This window comes from Sphaerisporangium melleum (assembly GCF_014646695.1).
Lineage (GTDB): Bacteria > Actinomycetota > Actinomycetes > Streptosporangiales > Streptosporangiaceae > Sphaerisporangium > Sphaerisporangium melleum.
The window spans coordinates 84,871-107,402 of sequence record NZ_BMNT01000019.1 but is presented as its reverse complement, the minus strand read 5'-3'; the positions used below and the strand labels follow the sequence as shown (position 1 = coordinate 107,402).

At 72.6% G+C, this 22,532-nt stretch carries 14 protein-coding genes; 10 read left to right on the top strand and 4 right to left on the bottom strand.

From position 1 onward, the window contains the following. Positions 1-281 precede the first annotated feature (281 nt). Positions 282-1,112 carry a methyltransferase domain-containing protein gene (locus tag IEY93_RS18165; protein WP_189164268.1) on the bottom strand — a complete coding sequence of 277 codons (831 nt, stop codon included), beginning with the start codon at positions 1,110-1,112 and terminating at the stop codon, positions 282-284. Between the two features lie 330 nt (positions 1,113-1,442). Here IEY93_RS18165 and IEY93_RS18160 point away from each other — a divergent pair, with 330 nt between their 5' ends. The 4 genes from IEY93_RS18160 to IEY93_RS18145 all read left to right on the top strand — a co-directional run bounded on the left by IEY93_RS18160 (position 1,443) and on the right by IEY93_RS18145 (position 7,248). Further along, the gene (locus IEY93_RS18160; protein WP_189164267.1) at positions 1,443-2,993 is read left to right on the top strand and encodes a class I SAM-dependent methyltransferase; all 1,551 of its coding nucleotides are present in this window, start codon (positions 1,443-1,445) and stop codon (positions 2,991-2,993) included. Between the two features lie 45 nt (positions 2,994-3,038). Then, positions 3,039-4,424: an FAD-binding oxidoreductase gene (locus IEY93_RS18155; RefSeq protein ID WP_189164266.1), complete on the top strand. Its 1,386-nt coding sequence runs from the start codon at positions 3,039-3,041 to the stop codon at positions 4,422-4,424. Positions 4,425-4,732: 308 nt separating this feature from the next. Next, positions 4,733-4,942, top strand: coding sequence for a heavy-metal-associated domain-containing protein (locus IEY93_RS18150; RefSeq protein WP_189164265.1), 210 nt, complete (start codon positions 4,733-4,735; stop codon positions 4,940-4,942). 47 nt (positions 4,943-4,989) lie between these two features. Next, on the top strand, positions 4,990-7,248 hold the full coding sequence (locus tag IEY93_RS18145; protein ID WP_189164264.1) for a heavy metal translocating P-type ATPase: 2,259 nt from the start codon (positions 4,990-4,992) through the stop codon (positions 7,246-7,248). Between the two features lie 168 nt (positions 7,249-7,416). On the opposite strand, the gene IEY93_RS18140 is transcribed toward IEY93_RS18145, so the two are convergent. Continuing rightward, complete coding sequence (locus tag IEY93_RS18140) at positions 7,417-8,169, bottom strand: SDR family NAD(P)-dependent oxidoreductase (protein ID WP_189164263.1); 753 nt, start codon at positions 8,167-8,169, stop codon at positions 7,417-7,419. Positions 8,170-8,907: 738 nt separating this feature from the next. Between IEY93_RS18140 and IEY93_RS18135 the strand changes: the two genes are divergently transcribed. The 5 genes from IEY93_RS18135 (at position 8,908) to IEY93_RS18115 (ending at position 18,275) form a co-directional block, all read left to right on the top strand. After that, complete coding sequence (locus IEY93_RS18135) at positions 8,908-10,359, top strand: NAD(P)/FAD-dependent oxidoreductase (protein ID WP_203968674.1); 1,452 nt, start codon at positions 8,908-8,910, stop codon at positions 10,357-10,359. Positions 10,360-10,443: 84 nt separating this feature from the next. Then, on the top strand, positions 10,444-13,761 hold the full coding sequence (locus IEY93_RS18130) for a non-ribosomal peptide synthetase (RefSeq protein ID WP_189164262.1): 3,318 nt from the start codon (positions 10,444-10,446) through the stop codon (positions 13,759-13,761). Further along, complete coding sequence (gene cmdF, locus IEY93_RS18125) at positions 13,758-15,374, top strand: tyrosine 2,3-aminomutase (RefSeq protein WP_203968675.1); 1,617 nt, start codon at positions 13,758-13,760, stop codon at positions 15,372-15,374. Before IEY93_RS18130 ends, cmdF begins: the two co-directional genes overlap by 4 nt. A 245-nt stretch (positions 15,375-15,619) precedes the next feature. Next, positions 15,620-17,320, top strand: a complete 1,701-nt coding sequence (locus tag IEY93_RS18120; RefSeq protein ID WP_189164261.1) for a condensation domain-containing protein — start codon at positions 15,620-15,622, stop codon at positions 17,318-17,320. Between the two features lie 82 nt (positions 17,321-17,402). Continuing rightward, a complete protein-coding gene (locus tag IEY93_RS18115; protein WP_189164260.1) occupies positions 17,403-18,275 on the top strand; it encodes a phytanoyl-CoA dioxygenase family protein in 873 nt (290 codons plus the stop codon). 87 nt (positions 18,276-18,362) lie between these two features. On the opposite strand, the gene IEY93_RS18110 is transcribed toward IEY93_RS18115, so the two are convergent. After that, on the bottom strand, positions 18,363-19,184 hold the full coding sequence (locus tag IEY93_RS18110; protein ID WP_189164259.1) for an SDR family oxidoreductase: 822 nt from the start codon (positions 19,182-19,184) through the stop codon (positions 18,363-18,365). Between the two features lie 150 nt (positions 19,185-19,334). After that, entirely contained in the window at positions 19,335-20,945 is a 1,611-nt protein-coding gene (locus IEY93_RS18105) for a 4-hydroxyphenylacetate 3-hydroxylase family protein (protein ID WP_189164258.1), read from the bottom strand. A gap of 390 nt (positions 20,946-21,335) precedes the next feature. Between IEY93_RS18105 and IEY93_RS18100 the strand changes: the two genes are divergently transcribed. Beyond that, positions 21,336-22,520, top strand: a complete 1,185-nt coding sequence (locus tag IEY93_RS18100; RefSeq protein ID WP_189164257.1) for an acyl-CoA dehydrogenase family protein — start codon at positions 21,336-21,338, stop codon at positions 22,518-22,520. Positions 22,521-22,532: the final 12 nt, after the last annotated feature.

The window sequence follows — 22,532 nt, the reverse complement described above, 5'->3', positions numbered from 1 at the left end:
GGCCTGCCCCGGGGGACGCATCGACCCTGCCGGCCGTGTCCATCGACGACGCTGCGCACGGCCGGCAGAGAATATCCGCGCCGACCTCACCACCCCTGGGACCACCCTGCCGGGAGCCGCTCCGCGGCACCCGGCCCGCGCCGGCGAAACGCGCGAAACGGCTCCGCCGCCCGGATCACTCATCCGGGCGGCGGAGCCGTTTCGTGTACTGATGCGGTGTTCGCGCCGCACCGCCGGCCCGTGCCCTCAAGGGGCGAGCCGCCGGTACGGCCGGGGCGGGCTCAGCGGACGGGCTTGCGGGCCGAGACGATCACGTAGCCGATCTGGTCCTTGCGCGGCGCGAAGAAGCCCAGGTGCCTGCGGGAGAACTCCGCCAGGGCCTCCTCGCCGAACTTCGCGGCGATCTCGTCCCGGTGGTCCATCGCGGCCCGGATGTACTTGCTCTTCTTGCCGAACACCCGCGGGCCGCACTGGGTGTACTCCTCGACCTCGAAGCCGGCCCGCCGCGCGTGCTCGATCCACTCCTGCAGCGTGGGCAGCTCGCGCAGCTTGAGCGTGCTCATGAACCGCCGCACCCGGGCCGGCTCGGCCGCCGACTCCAGGCTGAAGTCGGAGAACGAGATGCGGCCGCCGGGACGCAGCACCCGGAACAGCTCGCCGAGCACCAGCTGCAGGTCGGGGGCGTTCTGCAGCGACTCCAGGGCCAGGACGGCGTCGAAGGAGTCGTCGGGGTAGGTGAGCCCGGTGTAGTCGCCGTACTCGAAGGTCACCCGGTCGGTCACGCCGTTGGCCGCGGCCCGCTCGTTCGCCTTGTCGATCTCGAACGAGCTGACGGTGACGCCGGTGACCCGCACGCCGTACTCCTTGGCCAGGAACACCGCCGTCTCGCCGGGGCCGCAGCCGGCGTCCAGGACGTGCTCGCCGGGGCGCAGGCCGAGGGTCTCGGTGACCTTGCGGCTGACCCGGTGGACGGCGTCCTTCAGCGGCGTGTCGTCGTCGTTGTCGTACCAGTACCACATGTGCAACTGGCCGTTGCGGAACTCGTCCCCGATCGGCGAACGCTGGTCGTAATGGATGCCGATGTCGGCCGAGTCGATCGTTTCGCTGGACATCAATCCCTCACTCCACACGATGGGCGGCCGGCGGCGGGACCCAAGGAAAGAAAGGGGCGGGCCGGCGGCCGGATCGCCGTGACCCGCATCCCGCGGCCGACGGCGGAAGACGGCCGAATCGCTTTTCCCACCCCTCATGGTGGCCGCGCGCCGGGCCGGTCCGCATCTTTACGCGTGCTGCCTGCCAGGGCATCGCGCCAGCTCGGAAGGGGGAACGCCGGTAAGCACGCTCGGAGAAGCCTGGTAATGGGGGCCGGTGCGAAGATTTCGTGGACGGATTTCGCCGGACGGGCGCCCGCCCATTCCACCCTTTCGTGAAAGGACGCGCGCATGAGTGTTTCCACCACGGGGCCCGCGGTCGCCGAACTGCTGACCGATTTCACCTCGGCCGCGCCGGCGAGCCTGGAGGCGGACTTCCAGCGGCTGGTCGCGGCGCTGTGGCACCGCGGCGAGGCCTCGGAGGACGCCCGGGAGGCGGTCCCCGCGCTCGTCGCCGCGCTGGAGGAGGCCGGTGACGACCGCAAGGGGTACCTGGCCGTCCTGCTCGGCCTGCTGGCCGAGGCCGAGTACCCGATCGTCGACGGCCCACTCAACGCCGCCGTCCGCGAGGGCCTGGACCGCTACCTCGGCCTGCTCGCGGCCGCCGGCAAGGGCACGCCGTTGACCCTCGCCCTGCTCTACCTGGTGTCGCACTTCCCCGGCGACCGGGACCGCATTCTCGCCGCCGTCGCGCCGCTCGACCTGGACCCGCCCGAGCAGAGCCGCCTGGAGCGCGGCCTGGCCTCGCTCGACCGCGACGACCCCGACATCGGCCGGATGTGGCCGTCCCCGTCGGTGTGGGACCTCAGCGCGGCGGACCTGGAGTTCCACCGGCAGCAGCTTCGCAGCCTCACCCCCGCCCAGGTCACCACGAACTGGGAGAACGACACCCGGATGCTGTACGCCTACTCGGGCGCCATGGCGTACTGGGCCGTCCGCAACGGCATGCCGGTCGACCTCCCGCCGGCTCCCGGGAGCGGCGAGTCGCCCGCACCGGCCGGCGAGCTCGGCATCGAGGTCTTCGCGCAGTACGCCGACGTGCTGCGCTGCACCACCTGCTCCGGCTCCCTCGAGCTCGACGGTGAGATCGTCCGCTGCCCCGCGTGCGCGGTCCGCTATCCGATCGCCCTGGGCATCCTGGACCTGTCCGACGGCATCAGCGAGGCCACGGCCGACCTGCCGCACGAGGCGACCGCGAACCTGCTGGCCAAGCTCGCCGAGATGCCCAGCCTCGGGGTCTACTACGAGAAGGTGCTCCGCCCGGCCTACCTGCGCATCGCGGGGGCCAACTGGGGCGGCGCGGTGACCGCGAAGGACGAGGACGCCTACATCGCCCGGCAGATCCGCCCGGTGGACGGCCCCGTGCTGGACCTCGCCTGCGGCGCCGGCCGGTGGACCACCGTGGTCGCCGGGGCCGTCGGCCAGGAGCGCCTCGTCGGCGTCGACATGGGCCTGCCGATGCTCACCGTGATGCGCGGCAAGCTCCCGCAGGTGCCCGCGGTGCGGGGCAGCGCGCTGAACATCCCGTTCGCCGACGCCACCTTCGGCGCGGTGAACTGCTGGAACGCCCTGCAGGCCTTCCCCGACGACGCGGCGGAGGCCATCGCCGAGGTCGGCCGGGTGCTCCGGCCGGGCGGCACGTTCACCGCGATGACCTTCCTGTTCGACCTCGACCCGATCGCCCGTCACTTCCAGGAGTCGCACTACTTCCCCAGCCGCCCGGAGGGCCAGTTGCTCTTCACGATGGAGGAGCTGGAGCGGTGGTTCGCCGACGCCGGCATGTCGATCATCGACGCCTCCGGCCCCGGCACCTTCGTCTTCATCACCGCCGTCCGCGACTGACCGGTGAACCGGCCGCAGACACCTGACCAGAGAGGCGGGGCCGCGATGACCACGATCGACGAGCGGGACACCGGTGTCGCGCTGCCCGGCGAGGCGCCGTACGAGGAGGCGACCCGGGTGTTCAACCTGGTCGCGCCCGCGCGGCCCGCCGCGGCGGTGACCGTCCGCACGGTCGAGGACATCCGTGCCGCGCTGCGCCTGGCCACCGTCGAGCGCATGCCGGTGCGCGTGCACACCACCGGCCACGCCTCGGCGACCGCGCGCCCGATGGACGGCGCCCTGCTCATCCGCACCCGGATGGCGGGCGCCGTCGAGATCGACCCCGTCCGCCGCCTCGCCCGCGTCCCCGCCGGGACCAGCTGGGGCGAGGTCGTCGCGGCGTCCTCGGCCCACGGGCTGATCCCGCCGCACGGCTCCTCCCCGGACGTCGGCGTGGTCGGGTACCTGCTGCGCGGCGGCATGAGCTTCTACAGCCGCAGGGCCGGCCTGGCCGTCAACAGCGTCCGCGCCGTCGAACTGGTCACCGCCGACGGCGAGTGGCGCAGGGTGGACGCCGCCACCGATCCCGAGCTGTTCTGGGCGCTGCGCGGGGGCGGCGGCGGCTTCGGCGTCGTGACCGCGGTCGAGGTGGAGCTGTTCCCCGTCGCCCGCGTGGTCACCGGCGCCGCGTTCTGGCCGGCCGAGCACGCCCCGGCGCTGCTGCGCGCCTGGCGCCGGTGGACCGAGGACGCCCCCTGGGAGGCGGCCACCTCGGCCCGGGTGATGAACCTGCCACCGCTGCCGGACGTGCCGCCCGTGCTGGCCGCGGGGCCGATGCTGTGCGTGGACGGCGTGGTGCTCGCCGCGGACGAGGACGCCGTGCCGGCCGCGCTGGCCCAGGCCGAGGACCTGCTCGGCCCGCTGCGCGCCGTGGCCGAGCCGGTGATGGACACCTTCGAGCTCACCACGCCCGCCATGGTGCTGCAGGCGCACATGGACCCCTCCGACCCGGTGCCCATCGTGGGCGACCACATGCTGCTCGGTGAGATCGGCGACGACGGCGTGGCGGAGCTGCTTCGGGTGATCGGCCCCGGCTCGGGGTCCCCGCTGGTCGTCGCCGGCCTGCGCCAGCTCGGCGGCGCGTACGCGGTGGCCGATCCGGCGGGCGGGGTGCTGAGCCACTTCGACGCGCGGTTCGCCTACTCGGGGGCCGGGGTGCCCGAAGGCGGGCTGACCAGGGAGGCGATCCTCGCGCACTGCGCCACCGTGCGGGAGGCCCTCGCGCCGTTCGACACCGGCCGCACCGCGCCGACGTTCGTGGAGCGGTTCGACCAGCCGCAGGGCCACCTCACCGCCGACCAGGTGGTCGCCGTCGACCGGGTGCGCGCCCGGGTCGACCCGGCCGGCCTGTTCCGCCAGGACACGATGCGGTCCACCACCGCCCTCATCTGAGATCGGGCCGCGGCCCGGCGCTCTCGTCCGGCCCCGCCCGCCTCCGGCCGCGCCCAGTGCGCCGCCGCCGGCGGGCGGGGCCGTCGCATGCCGGCGCGTCACCTGGGGGGCGGGGGCCCGTATCGTCGGAAGGTGGGGCCGCACCCGCGGGAACCGTGGGCTCCGCGGGCCTGTGGGGGAGCGCGCCGAGGCGAATGCCGTGCGGGACTCGTGCGCCCTCGGCGCCCATCGAAATACGGTACAGGGGTATGGTGTTACCGAGAGGGGAGCGCAGCCTCCCGCCCGCACCGACGACAGGAGTGATCGCGTTGACCACCACCACCTACACCGTCAAGGGCATGACCTGCGGCCACTGCGTCAGCTCGGTGCAGGAAGAGGTCGGCGAGGTGCCGGGCGTCACCGGCGTCGAGGTGGACCTGCCCACCGGCCTGGTGACCGTGCGGAGCGAGGGCCCGGTCGACGCCGCCGCGGTCGCCGCCGCCGTCCAGGAGGCCGGGTACGAAGTGGTCGCCGGCTGACGATCGCCGCCCGACGCCCGCCGGACGGCTGGACAAGGAGAGAAGGCATGGCTTCGGTCACCGATGAGAAGACGCCGGGTGCCGGCGGGTCGGTCGAGCTCTCGATCGGCGGCATGACCTGCGCCTCGTGTGCCAACCGCATCGAGCGCAAGCTGAACAGGCTCGACGGGGTCACGGCGACGGTCAACTACGCCACCGAGAAGGCCAAGGTCACCTTCCCCGAAGGGCTGGACCCGGAGTCGCTGGTCGCCGAGGTGGAGAAGGCCGGCTACACCGCCGCCCTTCCCGAGCCGCCCGCCCTCTCCGATCAGGACGGGGATCGGACGGCCGGCGAGCCCGACGAGGCGGGGCCGCTGCGGCAGCGGCTGGTCACGGCCGTCGTGCTGTCGGTGCCGGTCGTCGCGATGGCGATGATCCCCGCCCTGCAGTTCACCAACTGGCAGTGGCTGTCGCTCACCCTCGCCGCTCCGGTCGTGGTCTACGCGGGCTGGCCGTTCCACAAGGCCGCCTGGACCAACCTGCGGCACGGCGCGGCCACCATGGACACGCTGATCTCCATGGGCACGATCGCCGCGTTCGGCTGGTCGCTGTGGGCGCTGTTCTTCGGCACCGCCGGCATGTCAGGGATGACCCACTCGTTCGAGTCGGCCATCGAGCGCACCGACGGGTCGGGCAACATCTACCTGGAGGCCGCGGCGGGCGTGACCGCCTTCATCCTGGCCGGCCGCTACTTCGAGGCGCGTGCCAAGCGCCGGGCCGGCGCCGCGCTGCGCGCCCTGCTGGAGCTCGGCGCCAAGGACGTCGCCGTGCTGCGCGACGGCGTGGAGGTACGGGTCCCGAGCGACCGGCTCGCCGTGGGGGACCGCTTCGTGGTGCGCCCCGGCGAGAAGATCGCCACCGACGGGGTGGTCGAGGAGGGCTCCTCGGCGGTGGACGCCTCCCTGCTGACCGGCGAGTCGGTGCCGGTGGAGGTGCGCCCCGGTGACGCGGTGACCGGCGCCACGGTGAACGCGGGCGGACGGCTGGTCGTGCGCGCCACCCGGGTCGGCGCCGGCACCCGGCTCGCCCAGATGGCCAGGCTGGTCGAGGAGGCCCAGACCGGCAAGGCGCAGGTGCAGCGGCTCGCCGACCGGATCTCCGGCGTCTTCGTCCCGATCGTGATCGCGCTGTCGCTGGGCACGCTCGGGTTCTGGCTCGCGACCGGCGCCGGGGCCGGCGCGGCGTTCACCGCGGCGGTCGCCGTGCTGATCATCGCGTGCCCGTGCGCCCTGGGCCTGGCGACCCCGACCGCGCTGCTGGTCGGCACCGGCCGCGGAGCCCAGCTCGGCATCCTGATCAAGGGCCCCGAGGCGCTGGAGTCCACCCGGGCGATCGACACGGTGCTGCTGGACAAGACCGGCACGGTCACCGAGGGCCGGATGACCCTGATCGAGATCCACCTGGCCGAGGGCGAGGACGAGGCCGAGGTGCTGCGGCTGGCCGGCGCGCTGGAACACGCCTCGGAGCACCCGATCGCCCAGGCCGTCGCCCGCGGCGCGGCCGAGAAGGCCGGCCCGCTCCCCGCCCCGCAGGAGTTCGCCAACGTCGAGGGGCTCGGCGTCCAGGGCGTCGTGGACGGGCACGCCGTGCTCGTCGGCCGCCCGCGCCTGCTGGCCGAATGGTCGCAGGCCCTGCCGGCCGGGCTGGAGGGCGCCGTGCGCGCCGCCGAGGCGGCCGGGCGCACGGCCGTCGCCGCCGGCTGGGACGGCCGGGCCCGCGCCGTGCTCGTGGTGGCCGACGTCATCAAGCCGACCAGCGGGGAGGCCATCGCCCGGCTGCGCGCCCTCGGCCTGACCCCTGTGCTGCTGACCGGCGACAACAAGGCCGTGGCCCGCACCGTCGCGGCCGAGGTCGGCATCGACGAGGTGATCGCCGAGGTGCTGCCCGCCGACAAGGTCGAGGTCGTCAAGAGGCTGCAGTCCGCGGGCCGGACGGTGGCCATGGTCGGCGACGGGGTGAACGACGCCGCCGCGCTGGCCCAGGCCGACCTGGGCCTGGCGATGGGCACCGGCGCCGACGCGGCCATCGAGGCGTCCGACCTCACCCTGGTCCGCGGTGACCTGCGGGTGGCCGCCGACGCCATCCGGCTGTCGCGCCGCACCCTGCGCACCATCAAGGGCAACCTGTTCTGGGCCTTGGCCTACAACGTGGCCGCCCTGCCGCTGGCCGCCGCCGGCCTGCTCACCCCGATGATCGCCGGGGCCGCCATGGCCTTCTCGTCGGTCTTCGTCGTCAGCAACAGCCTGCGCCTGCGCCGCTTCCGCTGACGGACCGCCCGAGGTCTCGTGAAAAGGCCCGCCACGGTGGAAGGACCGGGCGGGCCGTGGCGAACGGGAGGGCCGGGAGAAGGCCGCGGAGGTGGGGGGAGCCCCCACGGCCTTCTCCCGATCCCGTCTTGAGGGGCGGGCCTGACCGGGCCGCCGGACGGGAGTGGTTCAGAGGGGGATGGAGGTGGTCAGACCGCCGTCCACGACGAGTTCGTGGCCGGTGATGTAGGAGGACCGCGGCGACAGCAGGAAGACGGCGGCGTCGGCGATGTCGGCCGGGAGACCGAGCCGGCCGAGCGAGGTGTGGCTGCGGCACTCCTCCTGCGCCTCCGGAGCGGAGGCGATGGAGGTGAACATGTCCGTCACGATGTAGCCGGGGCTGATGGCGTTCACCCGGATGCCGCGGGTGCCGAGGTGCGGGGCGAGGCTGCGGGTCAGACTGATCACCGCGGCCTTGGTGGCGGCGTAGACCGAGCTGAAGGCCATCGCGCGGTGGGTCAGCCACGACCCGTTGACCACCACGGAGCCGCCGTCGCGCAGCAGCGGCAGCGACGTCTGGATGGTGAAGTAGACACCCTTGAAGTTGATGCCCACCAGGGAGTCGAAGTCCTCCTCGGAGACGTCGCCGGTCAGGCCGAAGCGTGCGACGCCGGCGTTGGCGAACACTCCGTCCAGCCCGCCGAAGCGCTCGGTGATCCGCGCCGCGAGCCGGTCGAGATCGCCGGTGCTGGAGACGTCGGTGGGGACGGCCAGGACGCGGTCGCCCGCGTCGAGCTCCTTCACCGCGCTCTCCAGGCGATCCTCGTCGCGACCGGCGAGCACGACCGAGGCGCCCGCCTCGACGAGCCGTTGTGCGGTGGCCAGGCCCATGCCGCTGCCGCCACCGGTGATCAGTACCGTCTTTCCTGTGAACTCGGCCATGGCGTAAGGGTCACATCCCCGCGGGCTCGCGCACATCTTTGTGATTGCGATTCTCCGCGCCTTCCCCGCCGCGCTTGCCCACCGCTTTCTCCGGGCCATTTCCACCTGCCGTGAACCGGGCTTTTGTAGAAGTGAACTCCGGGTGCCGCGAGTGGCTGCCGGGCGGCGAGCACAGCATTTACAGAGATGCGACGCCGCGCGATCGGGCGTGACGATGTAGCGGTGTTGACCGGCGGCGGATACACCGCGCCGCCGTAAGGTCAAGGAAGGAGCCTGCCGTGCCTCGTACCCGTGGCTAGCATCGCTATCGGCACGCCGTCACGGGCCGGGTGGAATCGCTTTCCACGTCGGCCGGGCGGGATCTTCGCCGGGCCGTAAACCGTCCCCGACCTGCGGGCATGCTCCGGACTTCCGCAGCAGGGGCGATTCCACCACGTTCTTCGACCGCCACCCGGACGCCGCGTCCCGGGCCGCCGCAAGGCCGGCCGCCGCGGGCGTGCGCCGGCGCCGGACACATTGTCCGCCACGCTCGCACGCGATTTCCGGGCACCCGCCCGAGCGGTATGCACGACCGCGGTCCGCATGCCCTTTCCCCCGGTCGTGACCGGCCCAGGGAACGGCCGCGGGAAAACCGCTGTGGCGCGGGTGGTCAGCAGGCAGGAAATGGCCGGTACGGCACCGGCCGCCACCGGCCACAGCCACAGCCGATGCCGGATCACAATACGGATTTTCGAGGAGATGACCACGATGGGCAACGACGCCAATACCCGCGCGGTGGTGCTCGGCGGCAGCCTTGGCGGACTGTTCGCGGCCAGAGTGCTCGCCGACGCCTACGACGAGGTCGTCGTAGTGGACCGCGACCTGCTGACCGAGGTGAAGGAGGCCCGGCGCGGCTGCCCGCAAGGACGCCACATCAGCGGATTGCTGACCCGCGGCCAGCGGGCCATCGAGAGCATGTACCCGGGTATCGTCGAGGAGCTTTTCGCCGACGGCGTGCCGCAGGGCGACCTGGCCGGCACCGTGCGGTGGTACGTGCGCGGCAAGCGGCTCAAGCCGCAGAACGCCGACATGCTGTGCGTGGGCGCGAGCCGTCCGATGCTGGAGTACCACGTCCGCCGCCGCACCCTGGCGCTGGGCAACGTCTCCTTCGCCGAGCGGCACGACATCCTCGGCCTGGAGGCCACCTCCGACCGCCGCAAGATCACCGGCGTGCGGGTGCAGAACCTCGACGGTGACAAGGGCGTCGAGGTCATCGAGGCCGACCTGGTCGTCGACGCGACCGGCCGCGGCTCCCGCACCCCGATCTGGCTGGAGGACCTCGGCTACCCCCGGGTCAAGGAGGACCGCAAGAAGATCGGCCTCGGCTACGTCACCCAGCACTACAAGCTGCGCAACGACCCCTACAACGGCGACCTGTCCATCAACGGCGTCGCCTACCCCAAGACGCCGCGCGGCATCCTGTTCGCCAAGACCGACGGCGACCGGGCCGAGATGACCACCTACGGCATCCTCGGCGACCACCCGCCCACCGACCAGGAAGGGCTGTTCGAGTTCATCCGGTCGATCGGCATCCCGGAGATCTACGAGGCCGTCGTCCAGGCCGAGCCGCTGGAGGAGCCGGTCGCGTTCCGGTTCCCGACCACGCTGCGCCGCCGCTACGAGGACATGGAGCGCTTCCCCGACGGCCTGCTCGTCGTCGGTGACGCGGTCACCACGTTCAACCCGGTGTACGCGGGCGGCATGACCGTCGCCGCGCTGTCGGCGCTCACCATCCGCGAGCACCTGCACAGCGGCGCCACCCCGCAGCCGCTGGACTACTTCCGCGACCTGGCCCGCAACGTCATCGACCCGCCGTGGCAGATGACGCACAACGTCGACCTCAGCTTCCCCGGCGTGGAGGGCAAGCGCCCGCTCAGCCTGAAGTTCGAGCAGGCGTTCATGACGCTGGTGCAGACCGCCGCCGCCCGCGACAGCCGGGTCACCGCCGGGTACATGCGGGTCGCCGGCCAGGTCGAGCACCCCAGCACCCTGATGAAGCCGAAGTTCCTGCTGCGGGTGATCCTGGCCGCGCTCGGGCTGTCCAAGACGCCCGGGCCGGAGATCTCCACCCGGGAGATCCCGAAGGCGACCACGACGGCGGCCACGAAGACCGCCAAGACGACCGCCAAGGGCAAGGTCACGACCTCCTGAAGCGGCGGCGTCCCGGCACCGGGGCGACGCGATGGACCGGCCGCCGGGGCCCGACCCGGCGGCCGAACCTCGAAGGGAACGCGAGTGACTGAGGCATCTCCCGCCCGGCGGGCGGTGACATCCCGCGCGCAGGACGGAGCGTGGTTCCTCGACCGGCTCGTCCCCGGCTCTCCGGCGCACCACGCGTACCGGGCGTACCGGGTGACCGGCGACGTGGACCTCGCCGCGCTGGAGGCGGCCTGGCGGCACGTGGCCGCCCGGCACGAGATCCTCAGGACGACCCTGGCGGAGGAGGGCGGCCGCCCCGTCCCCCGATCCGCGCCCACCCCGCCGGCGGCCCCGGCCTTCACCGACCTGACCGCCAGCCCCGATGCGGAGCGGTGGTGCGCCCACCAGGCCGCCACGCCGTTCGACCTCGCGACCGGGCCGCTCGCCCGGCTCGCGGTCGCCCGCATCGCGCCCCGCGAGCATCTGGTGGCGCTGACCCTGCACCGCGCGGTCGCCGACGACCGCTCGCCGACCATCGTGGCGGAGGAGATCTCCGCCTGCTACGCGGCCCTGGTGGCCGGGCGGGCGCCGCACGAGGCGCTGCCGGAGCCGCCCCGCCGCTACGCCGACCTCGCGCTCGCCCAGCGGGAGCGGGAGTCCACGCCGGAGTTCCGCCGGCTGCGCGACTGGTGGGCCGCCGCCCTTGACCCGCAGCCGCCGGCCCCGGCGCTGCCCACCGATCGCGCCCGGCCCGCCGGCCCCGCCGAGAGCGGCGGTCAGGTGCGCTTCGACTGGGACCGCGAGGTGGCCGCTGACCTGCACGCTCTCGCCGCCGCCGAACAGGCCGCGCCGCTCGCCGTCCTGCTCGCCGCGCTCTGGTGCCTGCTGGGCCGGTACGGGCGAGAGGAGCGTCCGGCCGTCGCGATCACGGCGGATGTGCGCCCGCCGGGCTTCGAGCGGGTCGTCGGCCCCTGCGCCAACCTGCTCGTCCTGCCGGGAGACCTGTCGGGACGTCCCTCGTTCCGCGCGGTCGTCGCCCGGGCGGCGCGGCTGCTGCGCGACGTCCACGAGCACCGCGACCTGCCGTTCGACGAGCTGGTGCGCGTGCTGAACCCGCACCGCGACCCCTACCGCCTGCCGTGGTGCGACGTCATGCTCGTCCCGCGCGACCTGCCCGAGGGCGAGCTGGAGCTCACCGGGACCCTCGTGCGTCCCCTGCCGGTGTCCGTGGGCGCTGCCCGGACCGATCTGGCCCTGGTCGTGGACCGGGCCGCGCCCACGATCACCGGCTTCCTGGAGTACCGCGAAGGGCTGTTCGACCTCTCGTCCGCGCGGCGGATGCTCGGCCAGCTCCGGACTCTGCTCGGCGCGGCCCTGCGCGACCCCGGCGCGCCGATCGAGGCGCTTCCGCTGGAGGACGCCGACACGCTGGCCGCCGCCGTACGCGCCGCCGACCGCGTCACCGCCGCGCCGGTCGGTGACACCGGCCGCGCGGACCTGTCCGGCGCGCCTGGCGAGCAGGGCACGGCGATCGCGCCGGAGCCGGTGCACGAGCTGGTGCGCCGGCGGACCCGCGAGCGTCCGGACGCCGTCGCGGTCCGCTGGGACGGCGCCGAGGTGACCTACCGGGAGCTCGCGGCACTCGCGGCGCCGCTGACCGCCGCGCTGCGCACGGCGGGCGGCGTCGAGGGGCGGCCGGTGGCGGTGCGGATGCCGCAGGGCCCGCGCCAGGTCGCCGCGCTGCTCGGCGTGCTGGACGCGGGAGCGCACCTGGTCTGCCTGGGCACCGGCGACACCGGTGAACGGGGCAGGTCGGTGCTCGCCGACATCGTCCCCGCCTGCCTGGTGCTGGACGGCGAGCCGGAGGCGGACCAGCTGGCCGGCTGGTACCGCGGCGAACTGGACGGCCGGATCATCGACCTGTCCGCCCTGGACACGACGACGACGGCGAGCGGCGCCGCCCCGATCGGCACGCCAGGACAGGACGCCACGGAGTCCGCGGAGGGCCGGGAGGTACCGGACGCGCAGCGGCGGGCGTACGTGGCCTACACCTCCGGCTCGACCGGCAGGCCCAAGGGCATCCCGCAGTCGCACGCCGCGCTCGCGCAGTTCGTCACCTGGTTCGCCGCCGAGTTCGGCATCGGCCCCGGCTCCCACGTCGCCCAGTGGGCCGCGGCCGGGTACGACGCGAGCCTGGTGGAGATCTTCGCGACGCTCGCCGCCGGCGCGACGCTCTGCCCCGTCCCCGACCGGGTCCGCGCGAACCCGGACCGGATGGCCGGCTGGCTCGCGGCCGAGCGCATCACGCACTTCCAGACCGTCCCGAGCTTCGCCCGCCAGCTCCTCGCCGCGATCGTCGACCAGAGCGCCCAGGCCGGCCCGGACGAGACCCCGGCGGCGCCGGAGGCGCTCGGGCACCTGCTGCTGGCGGGGGAGCCGCTGGCCGGGGAACTCGCCAACGGGCTGCGCACCACGCTGCCACGAGTGCGCCTGGTCAACATGTACGGCCCGACCGAGACCATCCTGGCCACCTGGCACGAGATCACCGGCCCGGTCTACGGCGTCGCGCCGATCGGCCGGTCCATCCCCGGACGCCAGGTCCTGGTGCTGGACGACCAGGACCGGCCCTGCCCGGCGGGCGTCACCGGGCACCTCGTCATCCGCAGCCCGCACGTCACCCCCGGCTACATCGGCGCCGCCGCCGGAGAGCGCGCCCCGTTCCGGCCGCTCACCGGCTTCGACCCGGCCTGCCCCGGCTACCGCACCGGCGACCTCGGCCGCAGGCGCTGGGACGGCGCACTGGAGTTCGGCGGGCGCGCCGACTTCCAGGTCAAGTTCAACGGCGTGCGCACCGAGCTCACCGACATCGAGGCCGCGCTGGCCGCGCACCCGTCGGTGGCCGAGTGCGCCGTGGTCGCCGTCCCGGACCGCGACGGCCTGGTCACCCGGCTCGTTGGCCACGTCGTCCCGCGCCCCGGGCAGGACGGCGGGCCGGACGCCTGGCGGGCGGCGCTGCGGCGCAGGTTCGGCAAGACCATGCCGCCCGTGTCCTTCCGTACGGCCGAGGCCCTGCCGCGCAACGTCGGCGGCAAGGTGGACCGCAACGCACTGCCACGGCCCGCACCGCCGGCCGCCCGCGCCGGCCGGCCGCCGCGCACACCCGCCGAAGCCGAGATGGCGGAGTTGTGGGCGGAGTCGCTGGGCGGCGCCCGCATCGAGGCGGACACGACGTTCTTCACCGCCGGCGGGCACTCCCTGCTGATCCCCGCACTGCTCGAACGGATCCGCCTGCGCTTCGGGGCGGTGGTGTCTCCGGCACAGTTCTTCGCCGACCCGACACCGGCCGGTCTGGCCGCCCTGGTCCAGGCGCGATCCGTACCGAGAAAAGCTGTTACCCAAACCATGATGGGGTGAGAAACGTGACTCTGGTGGAAACCGAACTGTCCGTTGATTTCGACGGCGAGAGCCTGGAAATCGCCGACGTCCGGCGGGTCGCCGAGGATTGGGCGAAGGTCGCCATCGCCCCCGCGGCGCTGGCCAGGGCCGCCACCAGCCGCCGGATGTTCGAGGACACCGTGCGGCAGGGCATTCCCGTCTACGGGGTGACCACCGGCTACGGCGAGATGATCTACATGCTGGTGGACACCTCCAAGGAGGTGGAGCTGCAGACCAACCTGGTGCGCAGCCACAGCGCCGGCGTGGGCCCGCTGTTCGCCGAGGACGAGGCCAGGGCCATCCTGTCCGCCCGGCTGAACGCGCTGGCCCGCGGGTACTCCGCGGTGCGGCCCGAGCTCCTGGAGCGGCTGGCGCTCTACCTCAACCTGGGGATCACGCCCGCCATCCCGGAGATCGGCTCGCTCGGCGCGAGCGGTGACCTGGCGACCCTGGCGCACGTGGCCACCACGCTGATCGGCGAGGGGTACGTGCTGCGCGAGGGCAAGCGGGTCGAGACGGCCACCGTCCTGCGCGAGCACGGCATCGAGCCGCTGCAGCTGCGCTTCAAGGAGGGGCTGTCGATGATCAACGGCACCTCCGGGATGACCGGGCTGGGGTCGCTGGTCGTCGGCCGGGCCATCGAGCAGGTGCGCCAGGCCGAGATCGTCACCGCGCTGGTGGTGGAGACGCTGCGCGGCTCCACCAGCCCGTTCCTGGCCGAGGGCCACGACCTCGCCCGCCCGCACCAGGGCCAGATGGACAACGCGGCCAACATGCGCGCGCTGATGAAGGGCAGCGGGCTGACCCTGGAGCACGCCGAGCTGCGGCGGCAGGCCCAGGAGCAGCGGGCCGGCAAGGGCGTCGACCGCACCGAGGTCTACATCCAGAAGGCCTACACCCTGCGCGCCATCCCGCAGGTCGTCGGCGCCGTCCGCGACGCCCTGTACCACGCGATGGAGAAGCTGCGCATCGAGCTCAACTCCTCCAACGACAACCCGCTGTTCTTCGAGGGCCAACCGGAGATCTTCCACGGCGCCAACTTCCACGGCCAGCCGATCGCGTTCGCCATGGACTACGTGACGATCGCCCTCACCCAGCTCGGCGTCTTCTCCGAGCGCCGCACCAACCGGCTGCTCAACCGGCACCTCAGCGACGGCCTGCCGGAGTTCCTGGTCAAGGGCGACCCGGGGCTCAACAGCGGCTTCGCCGGCGCGCAGTACCCGGCGACCGCGCTGGTGGCCGAGAACCGCACCATCGGCCCCGCCAGCATCCAGAGCGTCCCGTCCAACGGCGACAACCAGGACGTGGTCAGCATGGGCCTGATCGCCGCGCGCAACGCCCGCCGGGTGCTGGGCAACAACAACCGCATCCTCGCCGTGGAGTTCCTCGCCGCGGCCCAGGCCGTGGACGTCTCCGGCAGGTACGACCAGCTGAGCCCGGCCGGCAAGGCCACCTACGGGCTCGTGCGCTCGCTGGTGCCGACCCTGGAGGCCGACCGGTTCATGTCCGACGACATCGAGCTGGTGGCCGCCGCGGTGTCCCGCGGCGAGTTCCTCGAGGCCGCCGCCAGCGTCGACGTCACGCTGCGCTGACCCGCCGCGCCGCCGCCGCGGCGGCGCGGCCCGGCGCCCGGGAGTCGTCCCGGAATCCAGCACTACAGAAGAACAGCGACCCGGTCCGGGATGGTTATGGTGAATCGGTATGGCCGCGCGGCCGTTCGTTTCCATCCCGGGCCCGGACGGCCCGATGAATTCTCCGGCGCGTTCCGGAATTCCGCGCGGACCCGTCGGCGCCGGGTAATGGGACCGCGCGGACCCGGAGGAGGATCTGGAGCATCATGACGATTTCTGCGGCGCCGTACGCGCCGGCCGGCACGGCGGATCGCATTCCGCTCTCCTTCAATCAGGAATTCCTCTGCAATTTCGACAAGGGTGATGAGGAGGGGCCGTTCGGCCCCAAGTACAACATCGTCTGCGGCTGGCGGGTGGCCGGCGCCGTCGACGTGGAGACGCTGCAGGACGCCCTGGACGACGTGGTCACCCGGCACGAGTCGCTGCGTACGCTGATCATCCGCGACGCCTCGCCCCGCCACCAGGAGGTCCTCCCGCCGACCCCCGCCGCGCTGCTCGTCCACGACTTCACCGCCGTGGCCCCCGACGCGCGCGAGCTGCGCGCCGAGCAGCTCCTCATCGAGCTGGAGGCCGGCAACTACGGCATCGGGGAGCTTCCGCTGCTGCGGGCCGTTCTCGGCCGCTTCTCTGACGACGACGCGGTGCTCGTCCTCATCGCGCACCACACCGCCGCCGACGAGTGGTCGATGCGCCTGCTCATCCGCGACCTGGTCGCCTGCTACGCGTGGCGCGCCGGGCAGGGTGACGAACCACCCCCGGTGCCGCAGTACCCCGAGTACGCGATCTGGGAGCAGGAGAACGCCACCGGCGCCGCCTCGGCGAGAAAGCGCGCGTACTGGCGGGAGAAGCTGCGCGACGCGCGCATCCTGGCCACCCCCACCGACCACCTGCGCTCGGCCGGCCTGCCCAAGGCCACCGCCTGGCACCGGTTCTGGATCCCCGCCGAGCTGACCTCCGGCGTCTTCGACATCGGCAAGAGCCTGCGCGCCTCGCCGTTCATGGTGCTGCTCTCCGCGTACGCGACGCTGCTGCGCAAGCGGACCGGGGTCACCGACGTCGTCGTGCCGACCTTCACCTCCGGCCGCGCCCAGCCGCGCTTCATGGACACCGTCGGCTCGTTCTTCAACTTCGTCCCGCTGCGCATCGACCTCGCCGGCTGCGAGACCTTCCGCCAGGTGGTCGAGCGCACCCGGTCCACCTGCATCGCGGCGTACTCCAACGACATCCCCTTCGCGCAGGTCCTCGAAGAGGCGCCCGAGCTGATGCTCCCCTCCATCGCCGACGACCGCGCCGTGTGCGCCTTCCAGGTCTTCCGCTCGCCCCTCGCGGGGGAGGACTCCTCCGCGGGTGGCCTGTCCTACTCGGAGATCCGCCGGCGGCTGCTGTCCCAGCCGGTGGGCGGGGACATCCCCGACGGCGCGATGTGGCACCTGGAGATCGACTCCACCGGCGACATCGTCGGGACCCTCGGCTTCAACAGCAATCTGTTCGACAAGAACACCATCACCGACATGGCGTCGGAGTTCCACCAGGTGGTCGCCGACGCGGTCACCGCCCCCGACGCCCCCGTCCGGTGGACCGAGAGACCAGCAAGCACCAGTCGAACCGACAGCGAGCGAGAGGACGTCGAAATGAGCGCAGAGGGCACCGGGAAGTACACCGTGGCCGAGATCGAGCAGAAGGTCGAGGCCATCTGGCGGGCCGTCCTGCAGGTGCCCGAGGGCCACGAGGACGAGACCTTCTTCGAGCTGAACGGCGAATCCATGGCCGCCAACCGGCTCGTGTCCCGGGTCGAGGGCGAGCTCGGCATCTTCGTCGAGGTCGGCGACATCTTCGAAGAGGACCCCGACCTCGCCGGTTTCATCCGCACCGTCGTCGCGAAGGCCGGCGACCCGACGCGCGTGTGACCTCCTTGGGCCGGTCATCCGCGACGCCCGCGCGCGGCCCGCGCGCGGGCGCGGCAACTCTCATGAGGAAAGGTGGTCTGCGATGGCGGGCCTGACCCGGGTAGGACCCGATGCCGACCTCGATGAGGTCGTGGAGATCCTGGAACGCGACGGTGCGATCATCGTCGAGAACCTCGCCGACGACACCACGCTCGCGGCGCTGTGGGACGACTTCGGGCCGGCCCTCGAAGCCTGCGAGTACAGCCAGGACTGGTACAACGGCAAGCGCACGCGGCGGGTGTCGTCGCTGTTCGCCCGCACCACGCACCTGACCCCCGTGGTGACCCACCCGCTGTACCTGGGGGCCGCGCGGCGGATCATGCAGAAGCCGGTGCCGATGTGGCTCGGCAAGTCGCGGGTCGAGATGACCCCGACCATCCAGATCAGCGGCACCCAGCTCATCCAGCTGCACTCCGGGCAGGGCAAGCAGCCCTTGCACCGCGACGACGCGCTGCACCTGCGCCGCCACCCCGGGCCGACCAGCCGCGTGCAGCTCATGCTCGCCATGAGCGAGTTCACCGCGGCCAACGGCGGCACGATGGTGATCCCGGGCAGCCACCACTGGGACGACGAGCGCGCCCCGGAGGCGACCGAGGCGATCCCCACCGAGATGCCGGCCGGGTCGGGCCTCATCTGGCTCGGCGGGGTCTACCACGGCGGCGGCCGCAACGACACCGACACCCCGCGCACCGGCATGACCATCGCGCTGGACCTGGGCAACCTGCGCCAGGAGGAGAACCAGTACCTGGCCGTGCCCAAGGAGACCGTGCTGGCCTACCCCGAGGAGGTGCGGCGCCTGCTCGGCTACGACCGCTGCCCGCCCGGCCTCGGCTGGTACGAGATGGAGGACCCCTACCTCGCCCTGGAGACCGACGAGCGCCCCGGCGTCCCCCTGACCCCCGCCGTCCGCGTCTGACACCACACCGGCGGCGACCGGCCGCCACCAAGACCGGCGAAGGCCCCGCCTCCGCCGGTCTTCCCATGCCCACCGGACGCGAGCGGGCTACCTCTGCAGGAACTCCCGCGCACCGCGCAGCTTCGTCGCCAGATGACGTTGCGTCAGGGTGCAGTCCAGCCGCACGTCGAGCGGCCCGGGAACGCCGCTGCCGGCCCGCAGGCCGGACGGCAGCCGGGCCGGGTCCAATCCATCACGCTCCGCGATGAGACACCCGAGCTCGTACCGGCTCATCGCGTCCGTCCCGGCCACGTGGTGGATCCCCGTGCGCCCCGAGCCCGCGAGCTCCAGGAGCGCCGCGGCCAGGTCACGGACGTGTACCGGGCACCGCACCTCGTCGGTGAACAACACCTTCCGCAGGCCGCCCGTGGCCAGCGCGTGCACCAGGGCCTCGTGCGGAGAGCCGCCGTCACCGATGATCAGGGACGTCCGTACGATCACCGCCGTGGGATCGATCGCCTGCACGGCCGTCTCCGCGGCGGCCTTGGCCGCTCCGTACGGCGAGATCGGGTCGGGGACGCGGTCCTCGGCATAGGTGATCGCCGCCCCCGAGAAGACGGCATCGCTGGACACGTGCACCAGCCGCCCGCGGTTCGCGGCGGTGGCGACGGCCACATGGGCGGCGCCCTCGGCCGTCGTCACCCAGTCCGACTGCCGGTAGGCCGCGTTGACCACCACCTCCGGGCCGAACGCGCCGATCACGCGGGTCACCGCAGTACGGTCACGAATGTCCAGCGGCAGCCAGTCGGCGCCCGCAGCCGTTCCCGGCCGCGTCGAAAAGGTCGCCGCCACGACATGCCCGCCGGCCGTGGCCCGCCGCACGAGTTCGCCGCCGAGAAACCCGCTCCCGCCCACGATGAGCACCCTCATGCCCGGTGACCGTACCGGATCCCCTGGACCAGCGGCCGAGGACGGCGGAGCGGCGTGCGGTGAGGGCCGCCTCGGCGGGACGAAGCCGAAGGGGGTACGTACGCGGACGAGGCCACCGACGGGGGTCGGTGGCCTCGCGGGGTTCAGGGGTCAGGGGTTGAGGGTGTTGCCGTTGCCGATGCGGCGCAGGTGGTCGAAGGAGGACAGGTCGGGGACGGTCCAGCCGTCCAGGTCGTACTCCGACAGGCACTGGTCGACGAACGCCTTGTAGCCGTCCACCTCGCCGCCCACGATCTGGGCGTTCAGCAGCTCCACGCGGGTGTTCTCGTGGTTGCCGGCGTAGTTGCGCTCGTACAGCTCGTGCCGGCCGCCGAACTCGGTGCCGACGGCGTCCCAGAGCAGCTTCATGACCTTGATGCGCTCGACGGCGTCGCTGCCGTCCGAGGAGCGCAGGTACTTGTCCAGGTACGGGCGGACGTCGGGGTTCTTGAAGTCCTCGGAGCTGGAGTTGACGTAGATCAGGCCGCTGGCGATGTCCTGCTGGATGATCTCCTTGATCCGCGGGTAGCCGGTCTGCATGAACCAGCGGTAGGCCAGCCCGTACGCCGGGTTGGGCAGCAGCGCGCCGTCCTTCCACTCGACCGGGTTGCGCGCGGCGGCGTCGGAGAACGCCCAGAACAGGTTGCGCCAGGCGAGCACCTCACCGATGCGGGTCTGCACGCCGCGGAAGTCCTTGGTGCCGGTGATCTCGGTGGCCTTGATGAGCAGGCCGGCGATGAACTCCAGCTTCACCGCCAGGCGCGTGCAGCCGTGGAAGGTGAAGCGCTCGAAGAAGCCGGAACGCCCGCTGAACAGCAGCGCCTTGCCGAGGTTGCCGTAGACGAAGACGTTCTCCCAGGGGATGAGCACCTTGTCCAGGATCAGGATGGTGTCGTTCTCGTCCAGGCGCGAGGACAGCGGGTAGTCGAACGGCGTGCCCATCACCGTGGCCGCGGTGGAGTAGGACGGCCGGCAGATGAGCTTCATGCCCTTGGCGTCCATCGGGATGGTGGCGACCAGGGCGAACTTCTTGTCCTTGATCGGCAGCCCGTAGTGGGCGATGAAGTTGTAGTGGGTGAGCGCCGAGCCGGTGGCCACGACCTTGGCCCCGCTGACGATGAGGCCCGCGTCGGTCTCCCGCTCCACGTGCACGAACACGTCGGCCACCTCGTCCGGCGGCCGGTTGCGGTCGACCGGCGGGTGCACGATCGCGTGGTTCCAGTACAGGACCTTCTCCTGCGACTCGCGGTACCACCGCCGGGCGTTGTCGGCGAACGGCTCGTAGAAGTCGGCGTTGGCGCCGAGCGTGCCGAGGAAGGACGCCTTGTAGTCGGGGCTGCGGCCCATCCAGCCGTAGCTCATGCGCGCCCACGCGGCGATGGCCTTCTGGTCGGCGACCAGGTCGTCGACGCTGTGCGGGGTGGTGAAGAACCGGTGGGTGTAGCCCTCGCCGCCGCTGTCGGTGGCGGTGGTGAGCACGTCGCGGGTGGCCGGGTCGTGCAGCGCGTCGTACAGCCGCGCGGTCATCCTGATGGGGTTGTGGAAGGCGGGGTGGGAGGTGACGTCCTTCACGCGCTCGCCGTACAGGTAGATCTCACGGTCGTCGCGCAGGCTCTCGATGTACTCCTCGCCGGTCAGTGGACGTGTCGTGGTCCGAGCCCCGGCGTCGCCGGCGGCGGGGGCCGCGTCGCCGGCTGCCGGACTTCTTTCCTCTACGTGCACCTCAACTCCTCGATGAATCGGTGGCCGCCGGGCGAGCCGTCCAGGGGACGCGCCCGGAGAAAAGTCCGCTGTCGCACGCGGGCCGGCCCAGGGGCCGGCCGTGGTGTCGCCGACGAAACGTTCCGCCCGGCGACGGTGGCGGGTGGGCGCACCGGAAGCCTGTCGCGGAGTTTGATAGTCACATCCGGCGCGCCGCCGGCACATCTCTCACATTGCGGTCCGCAGCTCGTGGAATGCCGCTTCGGCAATTCAGAAGATGCGGCGCGCAGGGCCCGATGCGACCGTCGGAGGGGTGAGCATCGGCGGCCGGCGACCCGGCCACATGCGAATTCCGGGAACTCCGGCGCCCGGCCGGCCCCGTGTTTTCCCGCCGGACATTTCTAGGAGGATATGGTGCTGACGACCGATGTTCCGACCCGGGAACAGCTCGTCCGTCGCGCGTCGGAATTGGTGCCGCTCCTGCGCGGGCACGCCGCCTGGGCGGAGGAGAACCGTCGCATCCACGAGGAGTCCATCGAGGCGCTGGCCGAGGCCGGCGTCTTCCGTCTTCGTACGCCCCAGAAGTACGGCGGGTACGAGGCCGACACCCGCACCCTGGTCGAGGTCGCCTCGGAGCTGGGCCGGGCCGACGGATCCACCTCCTGGGTGGCGTCGGTGTACTGGATCCCGACCTGGATGGCGTCGATGTTCCCCGAGCACGTCCTGGACGAGGTGTTCGCCACCCCCGACGTGCGCATCTGCGGCACGCTGAGCCCGACCGGCATGGCGTCCCCGGTGGAGGGCGGCGTCGTGATCAACGGCAAGTGGGGCTTCATCAGCGGCGCCCTGCACGCCCACTACCAGGTCGTCGTGGCCGTCCTGATCGGCGGCGAGGGCCAGCCCCTGCCGATCGTCACCGTGGTTCCGATGTCGGACCTGACCGTGGTCGACGACTGGCAGACCTCGGGCCTGAAGGGCACCGGGAGCGTGACCACCATCGCCCGGGACCTGTTCGTCCCGAACGACCGCTGGCTGCCGCTGCCGGTCGTGCTGCAGGGCCAGGCGGTCTCGGAGTCCGTCGCCGGCCGCCCGATCTACAGCGCCCCGCTGCTGCCGGTCGCCTCGGCCTCCTCGGTCGGCACCCTGATCGGCCTGGCCAGGGCCGCCAAGGAGACCTTCCTGGAGCGGCTGCCCGGCCGCAAGATCACCTACACCGGGTACGAGAGCCAGGCCGAGGCGCCGCTGACCCACCTGCAGGTGTCCGAGGCCGCCATGAAGATCGACCAGGCGGAGTTCCACGCGCACCGGCTGGCGTCGGTCGTCGACGGCAAGGGCGCCGAGGGCGCCGCCTGGACGCTGGAGGAGCGGGTCAGGGCCCGCGCCGACATGGGCCAGGTCGTCAAGCTGGCCAAGGAGGCCGTGGACATCTTCGCCGGCGCCAGCGGCGGGTCGTCCATCTACAGCATCGTGCCGATCCAGCGCATCGCCCGCGACACCCACGCGGCCAACCTGCACGCGCTGATGCACCCCAACACCAACGCCGAGCTGTACGGGCGGGTCCTCTGCGGTCTCGAGCCCAACACGCTGTACATCTGAGCAACGACGCCG

Excerpts from the sequence above, each read along its gene's own strand:
- IEY93_RS18165 (WP_189164268.1), bottom strand. The coding sequence starts at position 1,112 with ATGTCCAGCGAAACGATCGACTCGGCCGACATCGGCATCCATTACGAC.
- IEY93_RS18160 (WP_189164267.1), top strand. The coding sequence starts at position 1,443 with ATGAGTGTTTCCACCACGGGGCCCGCGGTCGCCGAACTGCTGACCGAT.
- IEY93_RS18155 (WP_189164266.1), top strand. The coding sequence starts at position 3,039 with ATGACCACGATCGACGAGCGGGACACCGGTGTCGCGCTGCCCGGCGAG.
- IEY93_RS18145 (WP_189164264.1), top strand. The coding sequence starts at position 4,990 with ATGGCTTCGGTCACCGATGAGAAGACGCCGGGTGCCGGCGGGTCGGTC.
- IEY93_RS18140 (WP_189164263.1), bottom strand. The coding sequence starts at position 8,169 with ATGGCCGAGTTCACAGGAAAGACGGTACTGATCACCGGTGGCGGCAGC.
- IEY93_RS18135 (WP_203968674.1), top strand. The coding sequence starts at position 8,908 with ATGACCACGATGGGCAACGACGCCAATACCCGCGCGGTGGTGCTCGGC.
- IEY93_RS18120 (WP_189164261.1), top strand. The coding sequence starts at position 15,620 with ATGACGATTTCTGCGGCGCCGTACGCGCCGGCCGGCACGGCGGATCGC.
- IEY93_RS18115 (WP_189164260.1), top strand. The coding sequence starts at position 17,403 with ATGGCGGGCCTGACCCGGGTAGGACCCGATGCCGACCTCGATGAGGTC.
- IEY93_RS18110 (WP_189164259.1), bottom strand. The coding sequence starts at position 19,184 with ATGAGGGTGCTCATCGTGGGCGGGAGCGGGTTTCTCGGCGGCGAACTC.
- IEY93_RS18100 (WP_189164257.1), top strand. The coding sequence starts at position 21,336 with ATGGTGCTGACGACCGATGTTCCGACCCGGGAACAGCTCGTCCGTCGC.